Raw genomic sequence first — 22925 nt, forward strand, 5'->3', positions numbered from 1 at the left:
TGCTCTATGTCTGATGCTGAGCAGCCCCCGGTTGCCGAGGTACGCGCCGCCGCCGAGGCGGTCAAGGCCGCGCTCGACCGCCACCTGGCGGCGGTGGAGAACCGGTCGGGCGAGGACGATCCGGCCGTCTACCAGGCGTTCAACGAACTGGCCGCCGCCTCCGAGACGTACGACGAGCTGCTGTACGAGCGCTTCGACGAAGTCACCCCCTTCGAGATCCCCGGCCCCGAGGACTCCCTCCCGCCGTACACCGGGCCCGAGGAACCGCACGCCCTGAGCGTCCTCATCCGGCGGGACTACACGGTGAACCGGCCCGATCTCCTGCTGACCCAGGCCCAGCGGGTCGCCGACCTCGATCCGAGCGCCCCCGGATCGGGGGTGCACGCCGCCCTCGGCGTGCTGTTCGGCGAGTACGAGCCCGACGAGGTCGCCTCCCGGCACAAGGAGTTCGGCCTGGAGGAGGGCGATTCGACGCTGTGGGTGGCGGCGGGCGGGGAACCGGCCGAACCGGGGGAGTGGCTCGACGCCCCCTTCGAACAGGCCGATCCGCAGCAGGTGATCTGCCGCTTCGACGTGAGCGCCGTCTTCGACGACGACCCCGAGGACGATTTCGAACCCTCGCACCGGCCCGGACTGCGCTCCAGCCGCCGGTACGCCGACGAGGTGGACGCCGCTGGGGACGAGGAGGAGCTGGAGGCCCTCGACGCCGACAGCTGACGCGGCCGGTACCTCGCGCACGGTCGCCCGCCGGGCGGGCCTTCACGGCCCGTCCGGCGGGCGTCTGCTGGTCGGGGCGCCCGCTGATCCGGGGGACCGTGGTGCCCGTGCGGGTCAGTCGGCCGCCGGCTGCGCCTGTTCCCGCAGCAGCGCGGCCAGGCGGGTCGTGCGCTCCTTCGCCGGGGCCCCGGCCACCGCGCGGCCCAGCGCCTCGCCCACGCCCTGCACGACCGACAGGTGGCGGGCCGCCCGGCCGAAGGCGGTGTAGACCCAGGGGCGGGTCAGCGCGGGCGTCGCGTCGCCGGGCAGCACGGCCACGACCGCGGGCCAGCGGTGTCCCGCCGACTGGTGCGCGGTGATCGCCCAGCCGTGCCGTACCCGCCCCGCGACCTCCTCCCTGGGCACGTGCACCGGCAGCCCCTCGCACTCCAGGCGCAGCCCGGCCTCGTCGGCGCCCACCACCCGGCCCAGCGCCGTACGGCCCGGCACCGGCGAGTACGCCACCCGGTCCCCGGGGTCGAAGCCCGCGAAGCGGCCGGGACCGGGGTTCAGCCGCTCCTTGAGCGCCGCGTTGAGCACCCGCGTACCGGCCGCCCCGCCGTGACCCGGCACGAGCACCTGGGTCTCCTCGGCGGGCACCCCGATCGCGCGGGGCACCGAGTCGCACACGAGCTGCACCGTGCGGTGCACGGCCTCCCCGGGATCGCGCACCGGCACCATGACCAGCTCCCGGCCGGGCGCGTCCACCTCGCTCAGCTCGCCCACCCCGATCCCCGAGACCAGTTCACCGAGCGGACCGGGATCGGGGGTGCGGGAGACGACGAGCGGCGCCCGGCGCAGCGCGAGCAGATCGGCGAAGACCCGCCCGGGCCCCGCCGACCACAGCACGCCCGGATCGCCGCTCAGCACCAGCCGGGCCCCGTCCGGGACCGACTCGGCGAGCAGCGCCGCGTTCTCCACGTCGAGCTGCGGGGCGTCCAGGACGACGAGCAGGTCCAGCGCGAACTGCCCCTCCGCGTCCCGCCCCGGGCCCTGTGCGCCCGAGAGCAGGCCCGCGACGGTGAGCGCGGGCTCCTTCGCGCCGAGGTCGGCCGCGAGCCGCTGGCGGCCCTGGGCGGTGTGGGCCGCCGCGTACGCCCGCAGGCCGAGGGCCCGGGCCGCCGTGACCAGCCGTGCGGGCTCGGCGCGGGCGCTCTCCCCGCCGGAGTGCAGGACCAGGGCGTGGGCGGCCGCGGCCCGGATCAGCTCACCGGCCGTGGAGCCCGCCGCCTGCGCGGCCGGAGCCCAGCCGGCCTCCTCCTCGGCCTCCGCCTTCGGTACGCAGCCCGCGATGCGGCCGAGCGCGTCCGCGAGGGACTCCTCCGCCATGGCGTACCGCTCCAGCCCCACCAGGACCCGCACGGGCCGCTGCGCGGGCTCCTCGCCCTCCTCCGGGGCGGGGGAGGGCGCGGGCGCCGCCTCCAGGGCGTCCTGGAACAGCAGGAGATCGCCCTCGGCTACGGCCGCGTGCACGGCCTCCTCCGGTTCGGGCACGCGCGCCGCGGACAGCTGGGAGACGAGCGCCGACAGGTCGAGCGCGGTGTGCCCGAGCAGGGCCGACTGCTCCAGCAGCCGGACGCACAGGGCACGCCCGCGCCGGGCGTCGCCCGGGTCGCACTCCTCGCCGAGCAGCGCGCGGGCGAAGCCGTCCGCCTGCTCCGGCCGCACGCCGGGCAACCGCAGCAACTGCCACGGGTCCTCACGCAGGACCTGCCCGGCGCCCTCGCCGAGGACGCGCACGGCCGGGCCCGCGAGAGCGGCGGGCGCGGAGCCCTCCGCCAGGACCTCGCCGGTGGCCGCCACGGCGGACTCGGCCGCAGGCGGGGCGGCCACCGGCTGCTCGGCGCGTGGCCGCGCCGGCGCGGGGGCCGAGCGGCGCGGGGCGGGCGTCTCGCGCGGGGCGTCGAAGGTCGGCGGGGGAGTGGCGCCGCTCTCCACGGCGCGCACGGCCGCGAGCAGTTCGGCGGCGGTGCCGGTCAGCTTGGTCCCGGCCTCCACCGGGGCGGCGCGCGCCGCCTTGCGTTCCTCGATCCGCTGCCGCTCGGCGCGCTGGGCGGCCAGTTCCGCCTCCGCCTCGGACAGGTGCTGTGCGGCCCCCGCACCGTCGGTGGCGGGCCTCGCGCCCTGCTCGCCCGGTTCCCCGGCCGCTCCGACGGGTGCCGCGTCCTCCGGGGCCTCGGGGGCGGCGGGGGCCGCGGGCTCCTGAGCGCCGGGCTCCTCGGTCTCCTCGGCGGGTGCCGGCTCCGTACTCACAGCGTGCTCCAGTCCTGATCGGGATAGCGGTGCACGGGCGCCGACACGTCGTCGAGCGCCTGGCAGATCTCGTCAGGAAGACTAAGGGCCTCCACTGACAGGACCTCCGTCAGCTGCCGCGCGGTCCGGGCGCCGACGAGCGGCGCGACGACCCCGGGCCGGTCCCGCACCCAGGCCAGCGCCACCTGGAGCGGGGTGGTCGCGAGACCGTCGGCGGCCGTGCGCACCGCGTCCACGATGCGGCTCGCCGCCTCGTCCAGGTACGGCGCGACGAAGCCCGCCATCGCCCCGGAGGCCCCGCGCGAGCCCGCGGGCATGCCGTCCCGGTACTTGCCGGTCAGCACGCCCCGGCCCAGCGGCGAGGAGGGCAGCAGTCCCACGCCCAGGTCCCGCGCGGCGGGCAGCACCTCGCGCTCCACCCCGCGCTGGAGCAGCGAGTACTCCATCTGCGTACTGGCCAGCCGGGTCCGGCTGCCGCCGCCCGCGAGCTGCCAGGTCGCGGCCTTGGCGAGCTGCCAGCCGCTGAAGTTGGAGACGCCCGCGTACCGGGCACGGCCGGAGCTGACCGCCAGGTCGAGCGCCTGGAGGGTCTCCTCCAGCGGGGTCTGCGCGTCGAACGCGTGCACCTGCCACAGGTCGACGTAGTCGGTGCCCAGCCGCTGGAGCGAGGCGTCGAGCGCGGCCAGCAGGTGCCCGCGCGAGCCGTTGAAGCGCCGGTCGGGGTCCGGGACGCTGCCCGCCTTGGTGGCGATGACCAGGTCCCGGCGCGGCACGAGCCCTTCCACGAGCTGCCCGAGCAGGTACTCGGCCTCCCCGTCCCCGTACACGTCCGCGGTGTCCACGAGGGAGCCGCCGGCCTCCCAGAACACCTTGAGCGAGGCGGCGGCCTCGTGCTCGTCGGTGTCCCGGCCCCAGCCGAGGGTGCCGAGACCTATCCGGGACACGCGCAGGCCGGTGCGGCCGAGATGCCTCTGCTCCATGAAGGCTGAGGTTACTGGCCACACGTCAGTTCGTGGGGTGGTCCGCGCGGGGAAAGGAAGGTCACGTCCCCGGTCCGGGCCTGTCCCTGTCGGAGCCCGTCCGTGCGCGCTAGAGTCCCCCGGAAGCAACGTTACTGATCAGTAAGGGGTGTGGACCATGCAGCTCGGGATCAATCTCGGCTACTGGGGCGCCGGTATGGACGCGGACAACCTGGCCGTGGCCCAGGAGGCCGACCGGCTCGGCTACGCGGTCTGCTGGGCCGCCGAGGCGTACGGCTCGGACGCGCCGACCGTCCTGTCCTGGGTGGCCGCGAAGACCGAGCGCATCGACGTGGGCTCCGCGATCCTCCAGATCCCGGCCCGCCAGCCCGCGATGACCGCGATGACCGCCGCGACCCTCGACTCCCTCTCCGGCGGCCGCTTCCGGCTCGGCCTCGGCGTCTCCGGACCGCAGGTCTCCGAGGGCTGGTACGGCGTGAAGTTCGACAAGCCGCTCGCCCGCACCCGCGAGTACGTCGAGATCGTGCGCCGCGCCATGAGCCGCGAGCGCCTCAGCTACGAGGGCGCGCACTGGACCCTGCCGCTGCCCGACGGCCCCGGCAAGCCCCTCAAGCTCACCGTGCACCCGCAGCGCGAGCACATCCCGCTGTACGTCGCGGCGATCGGCCCGAAGAACCTGGAGCAGACCGGCGAGATCGCCGACGGCGCCCTGCTCATCTTCCCGGCCGCCGAACACCTGGAGGAGACCGCGCTGCGGCACATCCGGGCGGGCCGCGAGAAGGCCGGGCTCACCATGGACGGCTTCGACGTCGTGCCCACCGTGCCGATCGCGGTCGGCGAGGACGTCGACGCGCTCGCCGACACCTTCCGCCCCTACACCGCCCTGTACGTCGGCGGCATGGGCAGCCGCAAGCAGAACTTCTACAACCAGCTCGCGCGGCGCATGGGCTACGAGAAGGAGGCCGCCGAGATCCAGGACAAGTACCTGGCCGGCGACAAGGACGGCGCCGCCGCCGCCGTCCCGCGCAGCCTCATCGACTCCACGACCCTGCTCGGCTCCGTCGACCGGATCGCCGACCGCATGCGGGCCTACGCCGAGGCCGGCGTCACGACCCTCACGCTGTCGCCCGCCGGATTCACCCTCGACGAGCGGATCGCCGCGCTGCGGGCCGGGACCGAGGCGGCGGAGCGCGCCGGCCTCGGCTGAGCCGGACGCGGACGGCCGCTCCCCCTGCCGTCCCGCACCTGCCCCTCCCCGGCCGGGTCGCCCGTTCGGCCCAGCCGGGGGCCGCTCCTGTTGCCGCCCGCCCCGGCCGCCCGTTGACTGCACAGGTGCGAGCAGTGCCGGCGAGTGGAGGTGGCAGCGATGCTTTCGGCCAGGAGTCTCTTCGAAGAGATCATCGACAACGACGAGACCTACCAGTTGTTCTGCTCCGTCGCCGCCAGCGGCGAGGCGCAGGGCGGCTGGGAGAACGGGCGGATCGCCGCCCTGCTCCCCGAGAGCATGCGGCACCTCGCGCCGAAGGTCGCGCGGCACGGCGCCGACGAGGACAAGCACGGCCGGATCTTCCACGGACTGCTGCGCCGGCGCGGACTGAGCGCCGTCGAGGTCCCCCCGGAGACCGACTACACGATGCTCCTGGAGCGGTCCGGCATCGGCCTCGCGCACGACAAGCTCCGGCGCGAGGAGCCGCTCGACGAGGCCGACATCGTCACCTACCTCGCCCACAGCCGCGTCACCGAACAGCGCGCCTCCGACCAGATGGACATGTTGCGCCGCTGCTTCGCCGACCACGCCGAGGTCGGCAACGCCGTGCGCATCATCTCCGGCGACGAGGACAACCACCTCGCGTACTGCCACGAGGAACTGCTGCGGCTGGCCGGCGAGGGCCACGGCCGTACCATCCAGCGCACCCTGCGCGACTGCGCCCGCTCGGAGAACCGGGTCTACCGCGACGTGAGCCTCGCCGTCATGGCGCACATGGGCCGCCTCCTCGGCTGGCCGCGTTCCAAGGCCGCCGTGCTGGCCGGCGCGATCCACGCCTCCTACGCCTACGAGCGCACCCACGGCTGGCGCCGCATGGTCACCCTGCGGATGCCCGAACGCCGCGACGCCCTCGGCGGGCCCGCCACACCGGAACCCGAGTTCGCCTGAGCCCGGTGCGCCGCGCGGCGGGCCTACAACCAGCCCCGCCGCTTGAACTGCCGGTAGAGCCCGAACTCCAGCACCACCATGAGCGCGATCACCGCCGGGTAGGCCCACACCCAGTGCAGTTCCGGCATGTGGTCGAAGTTCATCCCGTAGACCCCGGCGATCATGGTCGGCACCGCCGCCATCGCCGCCCACGCGGAGATCTTGCGCATGTCGTCGTTCTGCCGCACGCCCATCTGCGCCAGATGCGCGGACAGTATGTCCGACACCAGCCGGTCCAGGCCCTCCACCGACTCGTTCACCCGGGTCAGGTGGTCGCTCACGTCCCGGAAGAAGGGCCGCACCTCGTCGTTCACGAACGGCACCGCCGCAGCGAACGGGCCGGTGCCCGCGAGCCGCAGCATCGGCATCGCGAGCGGCCCCGTCGCCCGGCGGAACTCCAGGATCTGCCGCTTGAACGTGTAGATCCTGGAGGCCGTGTTGTTCGAGGGCGCCCCGTCCGGCGAGAACACCGCCGTCTCCAGCTCCTCCAGGTCCGTCTGGAGTTCCTCGGCGACCTCCAGGTAGTGGTCCACCACCTGGTCCGCGATCGAGTACAGGACCGCCGTCGGCCCGTGCCGCAGCATGTCCTGGTCCGATTCCAGGCCCTTGCGCAGGTCCGCTATCGGCGTCCCGTCGCCGTGCCGCACCGTCACCACGAAGGAGTCCCCGAGGAACAGCATCAGCTCTCCCGAGGAGACGGTGTCGCTGTCCGGCTCGTAACTCACCGGCTTGAGCACGACGAACAGCGAGTCGTCGTACACCTCCATCTTGGGCCGCTGGTGCGCCTTGAGGGCGTCCTCCACCGCGAGCGGGTGCAGCCGGAACTCCTCGCTGACCTTCTCGAACTCCTCCCCGGTCGGCTCGTGCAGCCCGATCCACACGAAGGAGTCGCCGGCCGCGCGCGCCGCGTCCAGCGCGTCCGACAGGTCGTCCGGTCCCTCGGTGCGCTTGCCGTCCCGGTAGATGCCACAGTCCACGATCACGAAGCCGATTGTTCCCCAGTACCGGGAGCACACACGTACAGCCGTCCGGCGGCCACGCCCTACGCTGGGCCGTATGCCCACCCTGATCCTCGTCCGGCACGGACGCTCCACCGCCAACACGGCCGGCCTGCTGGCCGGCTGGACCCCCGGCGTCGCCCTCGACGACCGGGGACGCGAGCAGGCCGCCGCCCTGCCCGCGCGGCTCGCGGGGCTGCCGCTGGCCGCCGCCGTCAGCAGCCCCCTCCAGCGCTGCGAGGAGACGCTCGCCCCGCTCCTCGCAGACCGGCCCGAGCTGCCCCTGCACACCGAGGAGCGCGTCGGCGAGTGCCACTACGGGGACTGGACGGGGCGCAAACTCAGCGAACTGAACGACCAGCCCCTCATGGAGGTCGTCCAGAACCACCCCTCCGCGGCCGCCTTCCCCGGTGGCGAGTCGATGCGCGCCATGGCCGCGCGCTCAGCGGAGGCGGTACGCGAGTGGAACACCCGGATCGCGGACGAGCACGGCGAGCAGGCCGCGTACGTCCTGTGCTCCCACGGCGACATCATCAAGTCCCTCGTCGCGGACGCCCTCGGCCTCCACCTCGACCAGTTCCAGCGGATCTCCGTCGAGCCCTGCTCGGTGACCGTCATCCGCTACACCCGGCTGCGGCCCTTCCTGGTGCGGCTCGGCGACACCGGTTCCCTCGCCTCCCTCGCGCCCCGGCCCGCGTCCGGCGGCGGGAGCGGCGACGAGGGCCGGGCCACGGTCGGCGGCGGCGCGGGCGCATCGTGATCGTCACCCGCAGTAGGGTTGGCCCCACCAACCCGCCGCACCGGTTGGTGCACTCGAATCCGACGATCCCAACGATTCCAATGGAGAACAGGACGTGTCCCGTCAGGTGTTCCTCTACGACCCGCCGGAACGCTTCGTAGCCGGTACGGTCGGGCTCCCCGGGCGCCGTACCTTCTTCCTTCAGGCTTCGGCCGGAGGCCGGGTCACCAGCGTCGCCCTGGAGAAGACCCAGGTGGCGGCGCTCGCCGAGCGGATGGACGAGCTGCTGGACGAGGTCGTGCGGCGCAGCGGCGGCAACGCCGCGGTCCCGGCCGTCGCCCCGTCCGAGATCGCCGACTCCGCGCCTCTCGACAACCCGGTCGAGGAGGAGTTCCGTGTCGGCACCATGGCACTGGCCTGGGACGGCGACGAACAGCGCATGATCATCGAGGCGCAGGCCCTCGTCGAGCTCGACGCCGAGTCCGAGGACGACCTCGCCGCCGCCGAGGAGCAGTTGCTCCAGGACGACGAGAACGGCCCGCCCATGCTGCGGGTGCGGCTCAGCGGTGCGCAGGCCAGGGCCTTCGCCAAACGGGCCCTCGACGTCGTCAACGCCGGCCGCCCGCCCTGCCCGCTGTGCAGCCTCCCGCTCGACCCGGAAGGACACGTATGCCCGCGCCAGAACGGATACCGCCGGTCGGCGTGAGCGATCCGCTGCGGGAACTGCTGACCGAGGGGGAGCTGACCGTACGCGGCCAGATCCGCGAGGCGTCCAACGCGGTGCTGCTGTGCGAGGCGAGCCTCGACGGCCGCACGGCCTCGTGCGTCTACAAGCCGGTGGCCGGGGAACGCCCGCTGTGGGACTTCCCCGACGGCAACCTGGCCCGCCGCGAGGTCGCCGCCTACGAGGTCTCCGAGGCCCTCGGCTGGGGCCTGGTCCCGCTCACCGTGCTGCGCGAGGGCCCGTACGGCGAGGGCATGTGCCAGCTGTGGATCGACGCGAGCGAGGTGGACGGGGAGGACGGGGCGCTGCTGGCCCTCGTGGAGGCCGAGGAGCCCGAGGAGGGCTGGAAGGCCATCGGGTTCGCCGAGGTCGAGGAGGACCGCACCGCGCTCCTCGTCCACCGTGACGATGCCAGGCTGCGCCGTCTCGCCGTGCTCGACGCCGTCATCAACAACGCCGACCGCAAGGGCGGCCACCTGCTGCCCGCGCCGGACGGACGGCTCTACGGCATCGACCACGGAGTGACCTTTCACACGGACGACAAACTGCGCACCCTGCTGTGGGGCTGGGCCGGTCTCCCGCTGCCGGACGAGGCGACCGGGGCGCTGCGCGGACTCGGCGAGGCGCTGGACGGCCCGCTGGCCGGACGGCTCGCGGAGTTGCTGACACCGGACGAGGTGGCGGCCCTGCGGGCCCGGGTGCGGACCCTGCTCGCCACGGGCACCCACCCGGAGCCGAGCGGCCAGTGGCCCGCGATCCCCTGGCCCCCGGTCTGAGCGGGCTCGCCAGCGGCGAGTGAGCCGAAGGGCGCGTGGGTGTCGAGAGAGCCGCCGCGCGCAGGCCCGACGAAGGAGGGCCGAGCACGCCGGGGGGCTCGACACCCACTGAAGCGCCCGGAGGCGAACCGAGCCGCAGAAAAAGAGTGCGTGCGCACCTCCGGTGGATGTGTGGAGCGCGGGCCGGTTACGCTCATGACATGCATGCCTGGCCCGCTTCCGAGGTCCCCGCCCTGCCCGGTACGGGCCGCGACCTCCGCATCCACGACACCGCGACCGGGGGGCTCGTCACCCTGACCCCCGGCCCTGTCGCCCGTATCTACGTGTGCGGCATCACGCCGTACGACGCGACCCACATGGGGCACGCGGCGACCTACAACGCGTTCGACCTCGTGCAGCGCGTGTGGCTCGACACCCAGCGCCAGGTGCACTACGTCCAGAACGTGACCGATGTCGACGATCCGCTGCTGGAGCGGGCCGTGCGGGACGGCATCGACTGGACCGGTCTCGCCGAGCGGGAGACCGCCCTGTTCCGCGAGGACATGACGGCTCTGCGGATGCTCCCGCCGAAGCACTACATCGGGGCGGTCGAGGCCATACCCGGGATCGTCCCGCTGGTGGAGCGGCTGCGTGAACTCGGCGCGGCCTACGAGCTGGAGGGCGACATCTACTTCTCGGTCGCCTCCGACCAGCACTTCGGCGAGGTCTCCGGCCTGGACGCCGAGGCGATGCGTCTGCTGTCCGCCGAGCGGGGCGGCGACCCCGAACGACCCGGCAAGAAGAACCCGCTCGACCCGATGCTGTGGATGGCCGCCCGCGAGGGCGAACCGAGCTGGGACGGCGGCAGTCTCGGCGCGGGCCGGCCCGGCTGGCACATCGAGTGTGTCGCCATCGCCCTCGACCACCTCGGCATGGGCTTCGACGTGCAGGGCGGCGGCTCCGACCTCGCCTTCCCGCACCACGAGATGGGTGCCTCGCACGCCCAGGCCCTCACCGGTGAGCACCCCTTCGCGAAGTCCTACGTGCACGCCGGGATGGTGGGCCTGGACGGCGAGAAGATGTCGAAGTCGAAGGGCAACCTGGTCTTCGTCTCCCGGCTGCGCCAGTCCGGGGTGGACCCGGCGGCGATCCGGCTCGCGCTTCTCGCCCATCACTACCGTGCCGACTGGGAGTGGACCGACGCCGGGCTCCAGGAGGCCGTGGACCGGCTCGCCCGCTGGCGGGCCGCCGTCTCCCGCCCCGACGGCCCGTCCGCCGACGCCCTCGTCGAGGAGGTCCGCGAGGCGCTCGCCGAGGACCTCGACTCCCCAAAGGCGCTGCTCGCCGTGGACCGCTGGGCCGAGACACAGCAGTCCACCGGCGGTACCGACGAGGGTGCTCCCGGGCTCGTCTCGCGCACTGTCGACGCGCTGCTGGGCGTGGCCCTCTGACCTGCCGTACGGCGCCGCACGGTCCCGTGCGGCGCTGAGCACGACCGAGGGGCGGGGTGCCGGGCACCCCGCCCCTCGGTGATGACGTCCCGCGCCGTCGCCCTGTTCCCAGAGGTGTGGCTCCGCGGTCTCAGCTGTGCCGTTCAGTCCGCTACGGGACCGCCCGGCTCGCCGTCCTCGCCCTTGTTCCCGCTGTCCTTGGGCTCGGTGTTTTCGGTGTGCTCGGTGTTCTGGTCGCTGTGGCCCTGGTCCGCTCCCTCGCCGTCCCGGGGCTTCTTGTCCTCGCCTTCGCCTTCGCCTTCGTCAGCGGGGTCGGACGGCGGTGTGGGCTCGCGGCCGGTCGTGGGGCGCGGCGGCTTCGGCGGCCGGGTGCGGTCCGCTCCGGCCGGCGGGGTGTCGCGCAGGAAGGGCGCCGTGTCGCCGCCCTCCGTGGCGTGCCCGCCCGCCGACTGCCCCGGCTCCCGGCGCCGCAGATACCGCTCGAACTCCCGGGCGATGGCCTCGCCGGAAGCCTCCGGAAGCTCCGCGGTGTCCCGCGCCTCCTCCAGCGACTGCACGTACTCGGCGACCTCGCTGTCCTCCGCGGCCAGTTGATCGACGCCCAGCTGCCAGGCGCGCGCGTCCTCGGGCAGCTCCCCGAGCGGGATGCGCAGGTCGACCAGGTCCTCCAGGCGGTTGAGCAGGGCCAGCGTGGCCTTCGGGTTGGGGGGCTGCGACACGTAGTGCGGCACCGCGGCCCACAGGCTCACGGCCGGTACGCCCGCGTGGGTGCACGCCTCCTGGAGGATCCCGACGATGCCCGTGGGGCCCTCGTACTTCGACTCCTCCAGGTCCATGGTGCGGGCCAGGTCGGGATCGGAGGTGACGCCGCTGACGGGCACCGGCCGGGTGTGCGGGGTGTCGCCGAGCAGGGCGCCCAGCACCACGACCAGTTCCACGCCCAGCTCGTGCGCGAAGCCCAGCAGTTCGTTGCAGAACGAACGCCAGCGCATCGAGGGCTCGATGCCGCGCACCAGCACCAGGTCGCGCGGACGCTCCCCGCCGACCCGCACCACCGAGAGCCGGGTCGTGGGCCAGGTGACCTTGCGGGTCCCGCCCTCCACGAACACCGTCGGCCGGTTGACCTGGAAGTCGTAGTAGTCCTCGGCGTCGAGCGCCGCGAACACCTCGCCCTTCCACTCCTTCTCCAGATGCGCGACCGCAGAAGAGGCGGCGTCGCCGGCGTCGTTCCAGCCTTCGAACGCGGCCACCATGACGGGGTCGATCAGCTCGGGTACCCCTTCGAGCTCGATCACCCGGCGCCTCCTTCGGACGTTTCCTTGCGTACGCCCCAACCTTACGGCTTCGGCGGGGGGCCTCCGCAGCCCCCTCGCAGGGAGAATGCCGGATCACTGCCCCGTCCGCGAGGGCTTACTCCTGTGCCGGGCGGGGTGATCCGCGCGCTGTCGCGGCGGGGCGGACACCGGGGTGCCGACCGGCCGTCGACGGCACGCCGTGACCTCCCCTCACCCCTCCTCGTCCGGCGCCCACAACGTGCTCGGCGCCTCGCGCCGCAGAACGGGCGCGATGTCCCGGGCGAAGCGCTCCAGGGTCTCGATCTGCTCCGGGCGCCCGAGGCCGTACCCGTCCACGCTGATCGACTGGAGGTCGTGCCCGTAGGCGGAGTGGAAGCCGAGGACCTTGTCGATGATCTGCTGCGGGGAGCCGATGAGCTGCGGGCCGTTCTCGATGGCGTCCTCGATCGTGCGGAAGGGGGTGTTGTAGCCGGCCTTCCCGGCCAGATGCGGTTTGAAGCCCTGCCGGACGCTCGCCTCGTACGCCTCCCGGTAGCGGGCCACCGCCTGTTCGTGGGTGTCCGCGATGAGCAGTCCGCCCGAACCCGCCGCCACCCGGGCGCGCGCCGGGTCGTGCCCGTACGCCTCGAAGCGTTCGCGGTAGTGGGCGACGAGCCGCGCGTAGGCGGCGCGCGGCTGGATCGCGTTCGCGGTGAACAGGGGGTCCCCGTGTTTCGCGGCGAGTTCCGGCGATTCGAGGCTGGTCGCCGAACCGTGCCAGATCCGGGGGAGCCCGGCGTACGGTCTCGGGACGGTCGTGACGCCCTTCAGCGCGGGGCGGAACTCGCCCTCCCAGTCCACGCCCTCCTCGGTCCACAGGCGGCGCAGCAACTCGTACTTCTCCCGCTGGAGATCCCACTGCCGCGCCTCGTCGAGGCCGAACAGGTCGAAGTGGCCGGCTTCCGCGCCCTTGCCGACGACGAGTTCGACCCGGCCCCGGGAGATCTGGTCGAGCGTCGCGAAGTCCTCGGCGACCCGCACCGGGTCGAGGATCGCGACGACCGTGACCCCGGTCAGCAGCCGGATGCGGGAGGTGCGCGCGGCGAGCGCGCCGAGGACCACGGCGGGACCGGAGGACAGGAAGGCGCCCGCGTGCCGCTCGCCCACGGCGAAGGCGTCGAAGCCGAGACGCTCCGCCGCCTCACCGAGCGCGAGGACGTCCTCGAAACGGTCGGCGGGGGAGCGCAGTTCACCGGTGAGCGGATGCGGGGCGTGCTGGATGAGGCTGAGCACCTGAAACTTCATACCGACCACTGTCGTCGCGCAGTGTTGCGGCACTGTGGCGGCCGTGTGGCACCGTCGCCGGGCGAGCGGCCGGGTCCGTGCGGACGGACAAGCCGGGCGCCGGTAGCGGACAGCCGGGCACGGGTAAGGGGCGCCCACCAGGTGGTGCGCCCCTTACCCGGATGGAGTGTCGGTCAGTTCTTCCGCTCCGACAGGACCTTCGCGACCCGCTCGCGCAGCGCGTCGTCGGCCAGGCCCCGGATGGTGAGCGTGGTCCGGCGGCGCAGCACGTCGTCGGGGGTCTGCGCCCACTCGCGGTCACGGGCGTAGACGACCTGGGCCCAGATCTCGGGCGCCTCGGGGCTGAGGCGCTCGGCCAGCTCCGGGTTCTCGTTGGCGAGCCGCGCGATGTCGAAGGCCAGCGAGCCGTAGTGCGTCGCGAGGTGGTGCGCGGTGTCCTGCGCCATGCGCGGTCCGTTCGCGTCCCCGTCCATGAGCAGCCGGTGCTCCACGGCGTGCGGGTTGGCGACACCGGGCAGCGGCAGCTTGCTCGGCAGGTCCGAGACCGGCTCGATGCCCTCGCCCAGCGGGTGGCCCGGCAGCGAGGCGAGCTTGTTCATGACGGTGCGCCCGATGTGCCGGAATGTCGTCCACTTGCCGCCCGCCACCGACAGCATCCCGCCGCTGCCCTCGGAGACCACCGTCTCCCGCTTGGCCTTGGAGGTGTCGCCGGGGCCGCCCGGCAGCACCCGCAGGCCCGCGTACGAGTAGGTGATCAGGTCGCGCGAGAGCTGTTCGTCGCGGACTGAGAAGGCGGCCTCGTCGAGGATCTGCGTGACGTCCTTCTCGTTGACCGCGACATCGGCCGGGTCGCCTTCGTACTCCTCGTCGGTGGTCCCCAGTACCAGCATGTCCTCCCAGGGCAGGGCGAACGTGATGCGGTACTTGTCGATGGGCGTCGCGAGGGCCGCCTTCCACGGGGCGTTGCGCTTGAGGACGAGGTGCGCGCCCTTGGACAGCCGGATGGAGGGCGCCGCGTGCGGGTTCTCCAGCCGCCGCAGGTGGTCCACCCACGGGCCCGTCGCGTTCAGGACCAGGCGCGCGTTCACCCCGAACTCGGTGCCGTCGAGGCCGTCGCGCAGCTCGGCCCCTGTGACCCGGGTGCCCGTGAAGCGCAGCCCGGTGACCTCCGCGTGGTTGAGGACGACGGCGCCCGACTCGACGGCCGCGCGCACCGTCATGATCGCCATCCGCGAGTCGTTCATCTGGTCGTCGCCGTAGACCGCGACGGCCTTCAGGTTCTCGGTGCGCAGCTCGGGCACGTCCTGCACCGCCTTGGCGGGGCTCAGCAGGTGGCCGACGCCGTCCCCGAACGCGGAGAGCGCCGAGTACGCGAAGACGCCGGCCCCGAGCTTCGCCGCGCCGTGCGGCCCGCCCTTGTACACCGGGAGATAGAAGGTGAGCGGGTTCGCCAGGTGCGGGGCGACCTGGCGGGAGACGGCGCGTCGCTCGAAGTGGTTCTCCGCGACGAGCTTGACCGCGCCGGTCTGCAGGTAGCGCAGTCCGCCGTGCAGCAGCTTGGAGGAGGCCGAGGAGGTGGCGCCGGCGAAGTCGCCGGCGTCCACCAGGGCCACCCGCAGCCCGGTCTGCGCGGCGTGCCAGGCGGTGGAGATGCCCAGGATGCCGCCGCCGATCACCAGGAGGTCGTACGTCGCCCTGTTGAGCTGTTCCCGGGTTTCGGCGCGGCTCGGGTCCGAGCCGACGGCCGGATGGGTCCCGAGACTCGGGACGTGCTGGAGGGTGGTCATGTCGTGCTCCTCGTCAACTGTTGAGGCCGCTGGCTCAGCTCTCGTCCAGCCAGCCCATCGTGCGCTGAACGGCCTTCAGCCAGTTCTTGTACTCACGGTCACGGACCTCGTCGTCCATGTGCGGTGTCCACTCGGCGGCGCGGCGCCAGTTGGCGCGCAGCGTCTCGGTGTCCGGCCAGAAGCCGACCGCGAGGCCCGCGGCGTACGCGGCCCCCAGACAGGTCGTCTCGGCGACCATCGGCCGCACCACCGGTGCGTCCAGGACGTCCGCGAGGGTCTGCATGAGCAGGTTGTTCGAGGTCATGCCGCCGTCCACCTTGAGGGCGGTCAGCTCGACCCCGGAGTCCTTGGTCATGGCGTCCGCGATCTCCCGGGTCTGCCACGCGGTGGCCTCCAGGACGGCGCGGGCGATGTGCGCCTTGGTGACGTACCGGGTGAGCCCGGTGATGACTCCGCGCGCGTCGGGCCGCCAGTAGGGCGCGAACAGGCCGGAGAAGGCCGGGACGAAGTAGGCGCCCCCGTTGTCGTCCACGGAGGAGGCCAGCGTCTCGATCTCGGCGGCCGAGTTGATGATCCCCATCTGGTCGCGCATCCACTGCACGAGGGAACCGGTCACGGCGATCGAGCCCTCCAGCGCGAACACCGGGGGCTTGTCGCCGATGCGGTAGCCGACCGTGGTCAGCAGACCGCTGTAGGAGTTGATCGCCTTCTCGCCGGTGTTGATCAGCATGAAGGTGCCGGTGCCGTACGTGGACTTGGCCTCGCCCTCGGCGAAGCAGGTCTGCCCGAACAGCGCGGCCTGCTGGTCGCCCAGCGCCGAGGCCACCGGGACCCCGCCGAGCAGGTCGCCGAGCGGGCCGCCGGTCACCTCGCCGTACACCTCGGCGGAGGAACGGATCTCCGGCAGCATGTTCATCGGCACGCCGATGGAGGCGCAGATCTTGTCGTTCCACGTCAGCTCGCGCAGGTTCATCAGCAGCGTCCTGGAGGCGTTGGTCACGTCGGTGACGTGCACTCCGCCCCGCGCGCCGCCGGTCAGGTTCCAGATGACCCACGAGTCCATCGTGCCGAACAGCAGCTCGCCGCGGTCGGCGCGCTCCTGGAGACCGTCGACGTTGTCGAGCAGCCAGCGGACCTTGGGGCCGGCGAAGTACGAGGACAGCGGCAGCCCCGTCTCGCGGCGGAAGCGGTCCTGGCCGACGTTGCGGCCCAGCTCCTTGCAGAGCGCGTCGGTACGCGTGTCCTGCCAGACGATGGCGTGGTGCACGGGCTCGCCCGTCGCCTTGTCCCACACCAGGGTCGTCTCGCGCTGGTTGGTGATGCCGATCGCCTTGACGTCGTTCTTCGTGATGCCGGCCTTGCGGATGGCGCCGGCCACCACTTCCTGGACGTTGGTCCAGATCTCGGCGGCGTCGTGCTCGACCCAGCCGGGCTTCGGGAAGAACTGCTCGTGCTCCTTCTGGTCGACGGCGACGATGCGTCCGTCGCTGTCGAAGACGATGCAGCGGCTGGAGGTCGTGCCCTGGTCGATCGCGGCGATGAACGGTCCGCTGCCGTGGCTGCTGGTCGTGTTGCTCACTGTGCGCTCCTGGAAAAGTCGTGACGGCCGGGTCGCGTCGGCCCGGTCCCGGGAAGCCGCCGCCGGTGGGGCGGCCGCGCCCTCAGGCGAAGCAGAGCCGGTACAGACCGCCCGCGGCGGCGGCGCCGATCAGCGGGCCGACGATCGGCACCCAGGCGTACGTCCAGTCGGAGCCGCCCTTGTTCTTCAGCGGCAGTACCGCGTGGATGATGCGCGGACCGAGGTCACGTACCGGGTTGATCGCGTAGCCCGTGGGCCCGCCGAGCGACAGGCCGATGCCGACCACGACGAGGGCGGTGATGAGCACGCCCAGCGTGCCCAGGCCGTTGCCGTCGTCGTTGAGGCCCTGCGTCAGGATCGCGATGACCAGGACGAAGGTCGCGATGATCTCCGTCATGACGTTCTGGACCATGTTCCGGATCTCCGGGCCGGTCGAGAACACGCCGAGCACGGGACCGGCCTTCGGGGCCTCGTCCACGTCGACCAGTCCCTCGTCGCCGAGGTCCTTGCCGGGGTTCGGCGGACCGACGATCTCGGGGTCGCTCAGGTGGTCCTTGAACTGCCCGTAGTAGGCGAGCCACACGAGGACCGCGCCGATCATCGCGCCCAGCAGCTGCGAGCCCATGTAGAGCGGCACGTCGCTCCACTTGGTGCCGCCCTGAATGGCGAGACCGAGGGTCACGGCGGGGTTGAGGTGCGCACCTGAGGGCCCGGACGCCAGATAGGCGCCGGTGAGGACCGCGAAGCCCCAGCCGAACGCGATGGCGACCCAGCCGGCCTCGAAGGCCTTGGAACGCTTGAAAGTGATGGCGGCGCACACACCGCCACCGAGGAGGACCAGTACGGCGGTACCTATGGTCTCGCCGAAGAAAATATCGGAGCTGGACACCCGCGACTCCTTTGTCCTTCGTCCAGGGGATGACGACCCACCCTTGCCCTCGGGTGGCTCGCAGCCTCCAATGAGAGGGGGCGAACGAATTAGCCGGCCCGTGGCACTGTCGCCACCCTAACGCTGTTTTCCGTTAAGCGTTCGACAATGCCGACCGGTGACCGGAAGTTTTCTCCTCCCGGGAGTGCCCGTCAAGCCTTTGGCGGAGCGGATCACGGACGCCGCGACCCCCTCAGTGTGTTTCCCCGCACACCGCCCCGCGACCCGGGCGCCGCCGACCGTACGAAGCCGCAGGTCGGAACGGTTCCCCGGGAACGAGGACGCACACCTGGTCGCGCGCACGCGACAGGGCGCGGCCCGCGGCCACGCCCTCTGCCCGCCGGCGCCCGGTTCTCCCGGGCACTCAGAACCGGCTGGCCCCCAGGTCGCGCGAGACCGCCCGCGCGCAGTCGCGGACGGCGGCGACCAGCTCGGGGCGCAGCTCACCGGACGGGCACAGCCGCTCCACCGCGCCGGTCACGGCTATCGCCCCCACCGGCAGCCCCCTGCGGTCGTGGATCGGAGCGGCCACCGAGGTCACGCCCTCCCACGTCTCCTCCAGGTCGGCGGCCCAGCCGCGGGCCCGCACCAGGCCGAGGACCTCCTCGAACGCGGCCGGCTCGACGACGGTGCGCGGGGTGAACTGCTTGCGCTCGCTCTCCAGTGCCTCGCTGTGCGCCACCGGGTCGTACGCGCACAGCACCTTCCCCAGACCGGTCGAGTGCAGCGGCTGCATCGCCCCCACCTCCAGCACCTGACGGCTGTCGTCGGGCCGGAAGACGTGGTGGACGATCAGCACCCCCCGCAGGTGCAGCACGCCCAGGTGCACGCTCTCCCCGCTGGAGCGGGCCAGGTCGTCGGTCCACACCAGGGCCCGCGCCCGCAGCTCGTGCACGTCCAGGTAGCTGTTGCCCAGGCGCAGCAGCTCCGCGCCGAGCTGGTAGCGGCCCGAGGCGGGGTCCTGCTCGACGAAGCCCTCGGACTGGAGGGTGCGCAGAATGCCGTGCGCGGTGCCCTTGGCCAGCCCCAGCGTCGCCGCGATGTCCGACAGCCCCAGCCGCCGCTCCCCGCCCGCCAGGAGCCGCAGCATGGCCGCGGCCCGTTCCAGCGACTGGATGTTCTTCGCCATCGCCCGGCCTTTCTTCGTGTCGAGTGAGCCGTGCCGCCCTCGGCCCGCCCGCGCCCATGATCCCGCACGGACGGTTCCCCGGGGCCCGCCGCCGAACCGGTCCCAGGACCTTCACCCGTTCGGCGATGCTGAACAGTATTGGTCAATGCCGAAGGGCGTGTCACCCCATCGCGAGCATTCGGGCCGAAAACCCACGCCCGGCCGGCCCCGCCCCGTCCGGCCTGCCCCGCCCGCGTCCGGTCGGTCCGGAGGCCAAGTACGAGGCCGCCGCGCCCGCTCCCACCCGCGCCGACACCCGTGCCCGGCCCGGCGCCCGTCGTCCCGCCGGGAGCGTCGCCGTCCGCGCGGCGGGCGTGAAACGAAGCCGCGGACGTCCGCACGCTGGGACGCTACGGCGTCCCGGAGCGCCTCCCGGTTACGCTGGCCCGGTGCGCCGCCCGGACGGGCGGCGCAAAGCCGACAGCCGTCGCACTCCAGGGAGCAGACCCATGGCCTCGTCGCCTACCCCTTCCGCTGACAGCCGCACCCGTACCGCCGCCCTGCGCGAGGCGCTCGCCTCCCGGGTGGTGGTGGCCGACGGGGCGATGGGCACGATGCTCCAGGCCCAGGACCCGACCCTGGAGGACTTCCAGGACCTTGAGGGCTGCAACGAGATCCTGAACGTCACCCGCCCCGACATCGTGCGCTCCGTGCACGAGGAGTACTTCTCGGTCGGTGTGGACTGCGTGGAGACCAACACCTTCGGGGCCAACCACTCGGCCCTGGGCGAGTACGACATCCCCGAGCGCATCCACGAGCTGTCCGAGGCCGGAGCGCGTATCGCCCGCGAGGTCGCCGACGAGTTCGGCGCCGCCGACGGCCGTCAGCGGTGGGTGCTCGGCTCGATGGGGCCCGGGACCAAGCTCCCCACCCTCGGTCACCTGCCCTACGCCCCGCTGCGCGACGGCTTCCAGCGCAACGCCGAGGGCCTGATCTCCGGCGGCGCCGACGCGCTGATCGTCGAGACCACCCAGGACCTGCTGCAGACCAAGGCCGCCCTGCTCGGCGCCCGCCGCGCGATGGAGGCCCTGGGCGCCGAGGTCCCCCTGATCTGCTCCCTCGCCTTCGAGACCACCGGCACCATGCTGCTCGGCTCCGAGATCGGCGCCGCGCTCACCGCCCTCGAACCCCTCGGCGTCGACCTCATCGGCCTCAACTGCTCGACCGGGCCCGCCGAGATGAACGAGCACCTGCGCTACCTCGCCCGGCACTCCCGCATCCCGCTGATGTGTATGCCCAACGCCGGTCTGCCCGTCCTCACCAAGGACGGCGCGCACTTCCCGCTCACCGCGCCCGAGATGGCCGACGCGCAGGAGAACTTCGTCCGCGACTACGGGCTGTCCCTGGTCGGCGGCTGCTGCGGCTCCACCCCCGAGCACCTGCGCCAGGTCGTCGAGCGCGTGCGGGACATGACCCCGCCCGAGCGCACCCCGCACCCCGAGCCCGGCGCCTCCTCCCTCTACCAGACCGTCCCCTTCCGTCAGGACACCGCGTACCTGGCGATCGGCGAGCGCACCAACGCCAACGGTTCGAAGAAGTTCCGTGAGGCCATGCTGGAGGGCCGCTGGGACGACTGTGTCGAGATGGCCCGCGAGCAGATCCGCGAGGGCGCGCACATGCTCGACCTGTGCGTCGACTACGTGGGACGGGACGGGGTCGCCGACATGAGGGAACTGGCGGGGCGCTTCGCGACCGCCTCGACCCTGCCGATCGTCCTGGACTCCACCGAACTGCCCGTCCTGGAGGCGGGCCTTGAGCACCTGGGCGGCCGCGCGGTCATCAACTCCGTCAACTACGAGGACGGCGACGGCCCCGAGTCCCGCTTCACCAAGGTCACCCGGCTGGCCGCCGAGCACGGCGCCGCGCTCATCGCGCTGACCATCGACGAGGAGGGCCAGGCCCGCACCGTCGCGCACAAGGTCGCCGTCGCCGAGCGCCTGATCGCCGACCTCACCGGCGTCTGGGGCATCCACGAGTGCGACATCCTCATCGACTGCCTGACCTTCACCATCTGCACCGGTCAGGAGGAGTCCCGCAAGGACGGCATCGCCACGATCGAGGCGATCAGGGAGCTCAAGCGCCGCCACCCCGAGGTGCAGACCACCCTCGGCCTGTCCAACATCTCCTTCGGCCTCAACCCGGCCGCCCGCGTCGTGCTCAACTCGGTGTTCCTCGACGAGTGCGTCAAGGCGGGCCTGGACTCCGCGATCGTGCACGCCAGCAAGATCCTGCCGATCGCCCGCCTGGAGGAGGAACAGGTCGCCACCGCCCTCGACCTGATCTACGACCGCCGTGCCGAGGGCTACGACCCGCTCCAGAAGCTCATGGAGCTGTTCGAGGGCGCCACGACCAAGTCCCTCAAGGCCGGCAAGGCCGAGGAGCTGGCCGCCCTGCCGCTGAACGAGCGGCTGGAGCGCCGCATCATCGACGGCGAGAAGAACGGCCTGGAGGCCGACCTCGACGCCGCCCTCCAGGAACGTCCCGCCCTCGACATCGTCAACGAGACCCTGCTGGAGGGCATGAAGGTCGTCGGTGAACTCTTCGGCTCCGGGCAGATGCAGCTGCCCTTCGTGCTCCAGTCCGCCGAGGTCATGAAGACCGCGGTCGCCCATCTGGAACCGCACATGGAGAAGTCGGACGCCGAGGGCAAGGGCACCATCGTGCTCGCCACGGTGCGCGGCGACGTCCACGACATCGGCAAGAACCTCGTCGACATCATCCTGTCGAACAACGGCTACAACGTCGTCAACCTCGGCATCAAGCAGCCCGTCTCCGCGATCCTCGACGCGGCCAGGGAACACCGGGCCGACGTCATCGGCATGTCCGGACTCCTCGTCAAGTCCACCGTGATCATGAAGGAGAACCTCCAGGAGCTCAACCAGCGCAAGATGGCCGCCGACTACCCCGTCATCCTCGGCGGCGCCGCCCTCACCCGGGCCTACGTGGAGCAGGACCTCCACGAGATCTACGAGGGCGAGGTCCGCTACGCCCGCGACGCCTTCGAGGGACTGCGCCTCATGGACGCCCTCATCGGCGTCAAGCGCGGAGTCCCCGGGGCCGCGCTGCCCGAGCTGAAGCAGCGCCGGGTACGGCCCGCCGCGAGCGTCCTCGCGGAACCGGTCGAGGAGGACCTGCCGGCCCGCTCCGACGTCGCCGTCGACAATCCCGTACCCACCCCGCCGTTCTGGGGCACCCGCGTCATCAAGGGCATCCAGCAGAAGGAGTACGCCTCCTGGCTGGACGAGGGCGCCCTGTTCAAGGGCCAGTGGGGCCTCAAGCAGGCGCGCACCGGCGACGGGCCCGACTACGAGGAACTGGTGGAGAGCGAGGGCCGTCCCAGGCTGCGCGGCTGGCTCGACCGGCTCCAGCGCGACAACCTCCTGGAAGCCGCCGTCGTCTACGGCTACTTCCCCTGCGTCTCCAAGGGCGAGGACCTCATCATCCTCGGCGAGGACGGCTCCGAGCGCACCCGCTTCACCTTCCCCCGCCAGCGCCGCGGCCGGCGCCTGTGCCTGGCCGACTACTTCCGCCCCGAGGAGTCCGGTGAGACCGACGTCGTCGGCCTCCAGGTCGTCACCGTCGGCTCGCGCATCGGCGGGGCGACCGCCGAACTCTTCGAGGCCAACGCCTACCGCGACTACCTCGAACTGCACGGGCTGTCCGTCCAGCTCGCCGAGGCCCTCGCCGAGTACTGGCACGCCCGGGTCCGCTCCGAACTCGGCTTCGCGGGGGAGGACCCCGCCGACGTCGAGGACATGTTCGCCCTCAAGTACCGCGGCGCCCGCTTCTCCCTCGGCTACGGCGCCTGCCCCAACCTGGAGGACCGCGCCAAGATCGCGGACCTGCTGCGTCCCGAGCGCATCGGCGTCGAACTCTCCGAGGAGTTCCAGCTCCACCCCGAGCAGTCCACCGACGCCATCGTCATCCACCACCCCGAGGCGAAGTACTTCAACGCGCGGTAGGAACACGAGGGCGGCGCACCCCGCGGCCGGTCCGGTCGGCCCCCGACCGGACCGGCCGCGCCTGCGGACCGC

The 22925-nt window shown here is 72.6% G+C and carries 17 protein-coding genes; 8 read left to right on the forward strand and 9 right to left on the reverse strand.

Going from position 1 to position 22925, the window contains the following annotated elements; all coding sequences use genetic code 11:
- The first annotated feature begins 6 nt into the window (after positions 1-6).
- The gene (locus AB0J21_RS24900; RefSeq protein ID WP_363148306.1) at positions 7-717 is read left to right on the forward strand and encodes a hypothetical protein; all 711 of its coding nucleotides are present in this window, start codon (positions 7-9) and stop codon (positions 715-717) included.
- Between the two features lie 114 nt (positions 718-831).
- On the opposite strand, the gene AB0J21_RS24905 is transcribed toward AB0J21_RS24900, so the two are convergent.
- Positions 832-3009 carry an AAA family ATPase gene (locus tag AB0J21_RS24905; RefSeq protein ID WP_363148307.1) on the reverse strand — a complete coding sequence of 726 codons (2178 nt, stop codon included), beginning with the start codon at positions 3007-3009 and terminating at the stop codon, positions 832-834.
- A complete protein-coding gene (locus AB0J21_RS24910) occupies positions 3006-3989 on the reverse strand; it encodes an aldo/keto reductase (RefSeq protein WP_363148308.1) in 984 nt (327 codons plus the stop codon). The genes AB0J21_RS24905 and AB0J21_RS24910 overlap by 4 nt, the downstream gene beginning before the upstream one ends.
- A 157-nt stretch (positions 3990-4146) precedes the next feature.
- Here AB0J21_RS24910 and AB0J21_RS24915 point away from each other — a divergent pair, with 157 nt between their 5' ends.
- Both AB0J21_RS24915 and AB0J21_RS24920 read left to right on the forward strand, forming a co-directional pair.
- On the forward strand, positions 4147-5196 hold the full coding sequence (locus AB0J21_RS24915) for an LLM class F420-dependent oxidoreductase (RefSeq protein ID WP_363148309.1): 1050 nt from the start codon (positions 4147-4149) through the stop codon (positions 5194-5196).
- Positions 5197-5355: 159 nt separating this feature from the next.
- Entirely contained in the window at positions 5356-6144 is a 789-nt protein-coding gene (locus AB0J21_RS24920) for a ferritin-like domain-containing protein (protein WP_363148310.1), read from the forward strand.
- Positions 6145-6167: 23 nt separating this feature from the next.
- Here AB0J21_RS24920 and corA read toward each other — a convergent pair whose 3' ends face one another.
- Positions 6168-7166 (reverse strand): magnesium/cobalt transporter CorA, encoded by a 999-nt coding sequence (gene corA, locus AB0J21_RS24925; protein WP_363148311.1) that lies wholly within the window; start codon positions 7164-7166, stop codon positions 6168-6170.
- Between the two features lie 73 nt (positions 7167-7239).
- Between corA and AB0J21_RS24930 the strand changes: the two genes are divergently transcribed.
- The 4 genes from AB0J21_RS24930 to mshC all read left to right on the forward strand — a co-directional run bounded on the left by AB0J21_RS24930 (position 7240) and on the right by mshC (position 10850).
- Entirely contained in the window at positions 7240-7941 is a 702-nt protein-coding gene (locus tag AB0J21_RS24930; RefSeq protein WP_363148312.1) for a histidine phosphatase family protein, read from the forward strand.
- A gap of 94 nt (positions 7942-8035) precedes the next feature.
- Positions 8036-8626 (forward strand): DUF3090 domain-containing protein, encoded by a 591-nt coding sequence (locus AB0J21_RS24935; protein WP_363148313.1) that lies wholly within the window; start codon positions 8036-8038, stop codon positions 8624-8626.
- Positions 8590-9420 (forward strand): SCO1664 family protein, encoded by an 831-nt coding sequence (locus AB0J21_RS24940; protein ID WP_363148314.1) that lies wholly within the window; start codon positions 8590-8592, stop codon positions 9418-9420. Before AB0J21_RS24935 ends, AB0J21_RS24940 begins: the two co-directional genes overlap by 37 nt.
- A 200-nt stretch (positions 9421-9620) precedes the next feature.
- The gene (gene mshC / locus AB0J21_RS24945) at positions 9621-10850 is read left to right on the forward strand and encodes a cysteine--1-D-myo-inosityl 2-amino-2-deoxy-alpha-D-glucopyranoside ligase (RefSeq protein WP_363148315.1); all 1230 of its coding nucleotides are present in this window, start codon (positions 9621-9623) and stop codon (positions 10848-10850) included.
- A gap of 143 nt (positions 10851-10993) precedes the next feature.
- Here mshC and AB0J21_RS24950 read toward each other — a convergent pair whose 3' ends face one another.
- From AB0J21_RS24950 to AB0J21_RS24975, 6 genes are all read right to left on the reverse strand, one after another.
- Positions 10994-12145, reverse strand: a complete 1152-nt coding sequence (locus tag AB0J21_RS24950; RefSeq protein WP_363148316.1) for a PAC2 family protein — start codon at positions 12143-12145, stop codon at positions 10994-10996.
- Positions 12146-12355: 210 nt separating this feature from the next.
- A complete protein-coding gene (locus tag AB0J21_RS24955; RefSeq protein WP_363148317.1) occupies positions 12356-13429 on the reverse strand; it encodes an LLM class flavin-dependent oxidoreductase in 1074 nt (357 codons plus the stop codon).
- A 173-nt stretch (positions 13430-13602) separates the two neighbouring features.
- Positions 13603-15216, reverse strand: a complete 1614-nt coding sequence (locus AB0J21_RS24960; RefSeq protein ID WP_363148318.1) for an FAD-dependent oxidoreductase — start codon at positions 15214-15216, stop codon at positions 13603-13605.
- Positions 15217-15250: 34 nt separating this feature from the next.
- Positions 15251-16795 (reverse strand): glycerol kinase GlpK, encoded by a 1545-nt coding sequence (glpK, locus tag AB0J21_RS24965; RefSeq protein ID WP_363148319.1) that lies wholly within the window; start codon positions 16793-16795, stop codon positions 15251-15253.
- A gap of 82 nt (positions 16796-16877) precedes the next feature.
- Positions 16878-17684, reverse strand: a complete 807-nt coding sequence (locus AB0J21_RS24970) for an MIP/aquaporin family protein (protein WP_363148320.1) — start codon at positions 17682-17684, stop codon at positions 16878-16880.
- 403 nt (positions 17685-18087) lie between these two features.
- Complete coding sequence (locus tag AB0J21_RS24975; RefSeq protein ID WP_363148321.1) at positions 18088-18852, reverse strand: IclR family transcriptional regulator; 765 nt, start codon at positions 18850-18852, stop codon at positions 18088-18090.
- 488 nt (positions 18853-19340) lie between these two features.
- On the opposite strand from AB0J21_RS24975, the gene metH reads away from it, so the two are divergent.
- Positions 19341-22853 carry a methionine synthase gene (gene metH, locus AB0J21_RS24980; RefSeq protein ID WP_363148322.1) on the forward strand — a complete coding sequence of 1171 codons (3513 nt, stop codon included), beginning with the start codon at positions 19341-19343 and terminating at the stop codon, positions 22851-22853.
- Positions 22854-22925 lie beyond the last annotated feature (72 nt).

The organism is Streptomyces sp. NPDC049954 (assembly GCF_040656295.1).
GTDB lineage: Bacteria > Actinomycetota > Actinomycetes > Streptomycetales > Streptomycetaceae > Streptomyces.

Bases quoted from the DNA above. Each gene is read 5' to 3' on its own strand.
- AB0J21_RS24900 (WP_363148306.1), top strand. From the start codon at position 7: ATGTCTGATGCTGAGCAGCCCCCGGTTGCCGAGGTACGCGCCGCCGCC.
- AB0J21_RS24910 (WP_363148308.1), bottom strand. From the start codon at position 3,989: ATGGAGCAGAGGCATCTCGGCCGCACCGGCCTGCGCGTGTCCCGGATA.
- AB0J21_RS24915 (WP_363148309.1), top strand. From the start codon at position 4,147: ATGCAGCTCGGGATCAATCTCGGCTACTGGGGCGCCGGTATGGACGCG.
- AB0J21_RS24920 (WP_363148310.1), top strand. From the start codon at position 5,356: ATGCTTTCGGCCAGGAGTCTCTTCGAAGAGATCATCGACAACGACGAG.
- AB0J21_RS24930 (WP_363148312.1), top strand. From the start codon at position 7,240: ATGCCCACCCTGATCCTCGTCCGGCACGGACGCTCCACCGCCAACACG.
- AB0J21_RS24940 (WP_363148314.1), top strand. From the start codon at position 8,590: ATGCCCGCGCCAGAACGGATACCGCCGGTCGGCGTGAGCGATCCGCTG.
- mshC (WP_363148315.1), top strand. From the start codon at position 9,621: ATGCATGCCTGGCCCGCTTCCGAGGTCCCCGCCCTGCCCGGTACGGGC.
- AB0J21_RS24955 (WP_363148317.1), bottom strand. From the start codon at position 13,429: ATGAAGTTTCAGGTGCTCAGCCTCATCCAGCACGCCCCGCATCCGCTC.
- AB0J21_RS24960 (WP_363148318.1), bottom strand. From the start codon at position 15,216: ATGACCACCCTCCAGCACGTCCCGAGTCTCGGGACCCATCCGGCCGTC.
- AB0J21_RS24975 (WP_363148321.1), bottom strand. From the start codon at position 18,852: ATGGCGAAGAACATCCAGTCGCTGGAACGGGCCGCGGCCATGCTGCGG.
- metH (WP_363148322.1), top strand. From the start codon at position 19,341: ATGGCCTCGTCGCCTACCCCTTCCGCTGACAGCCGCACCCGTACCGCC.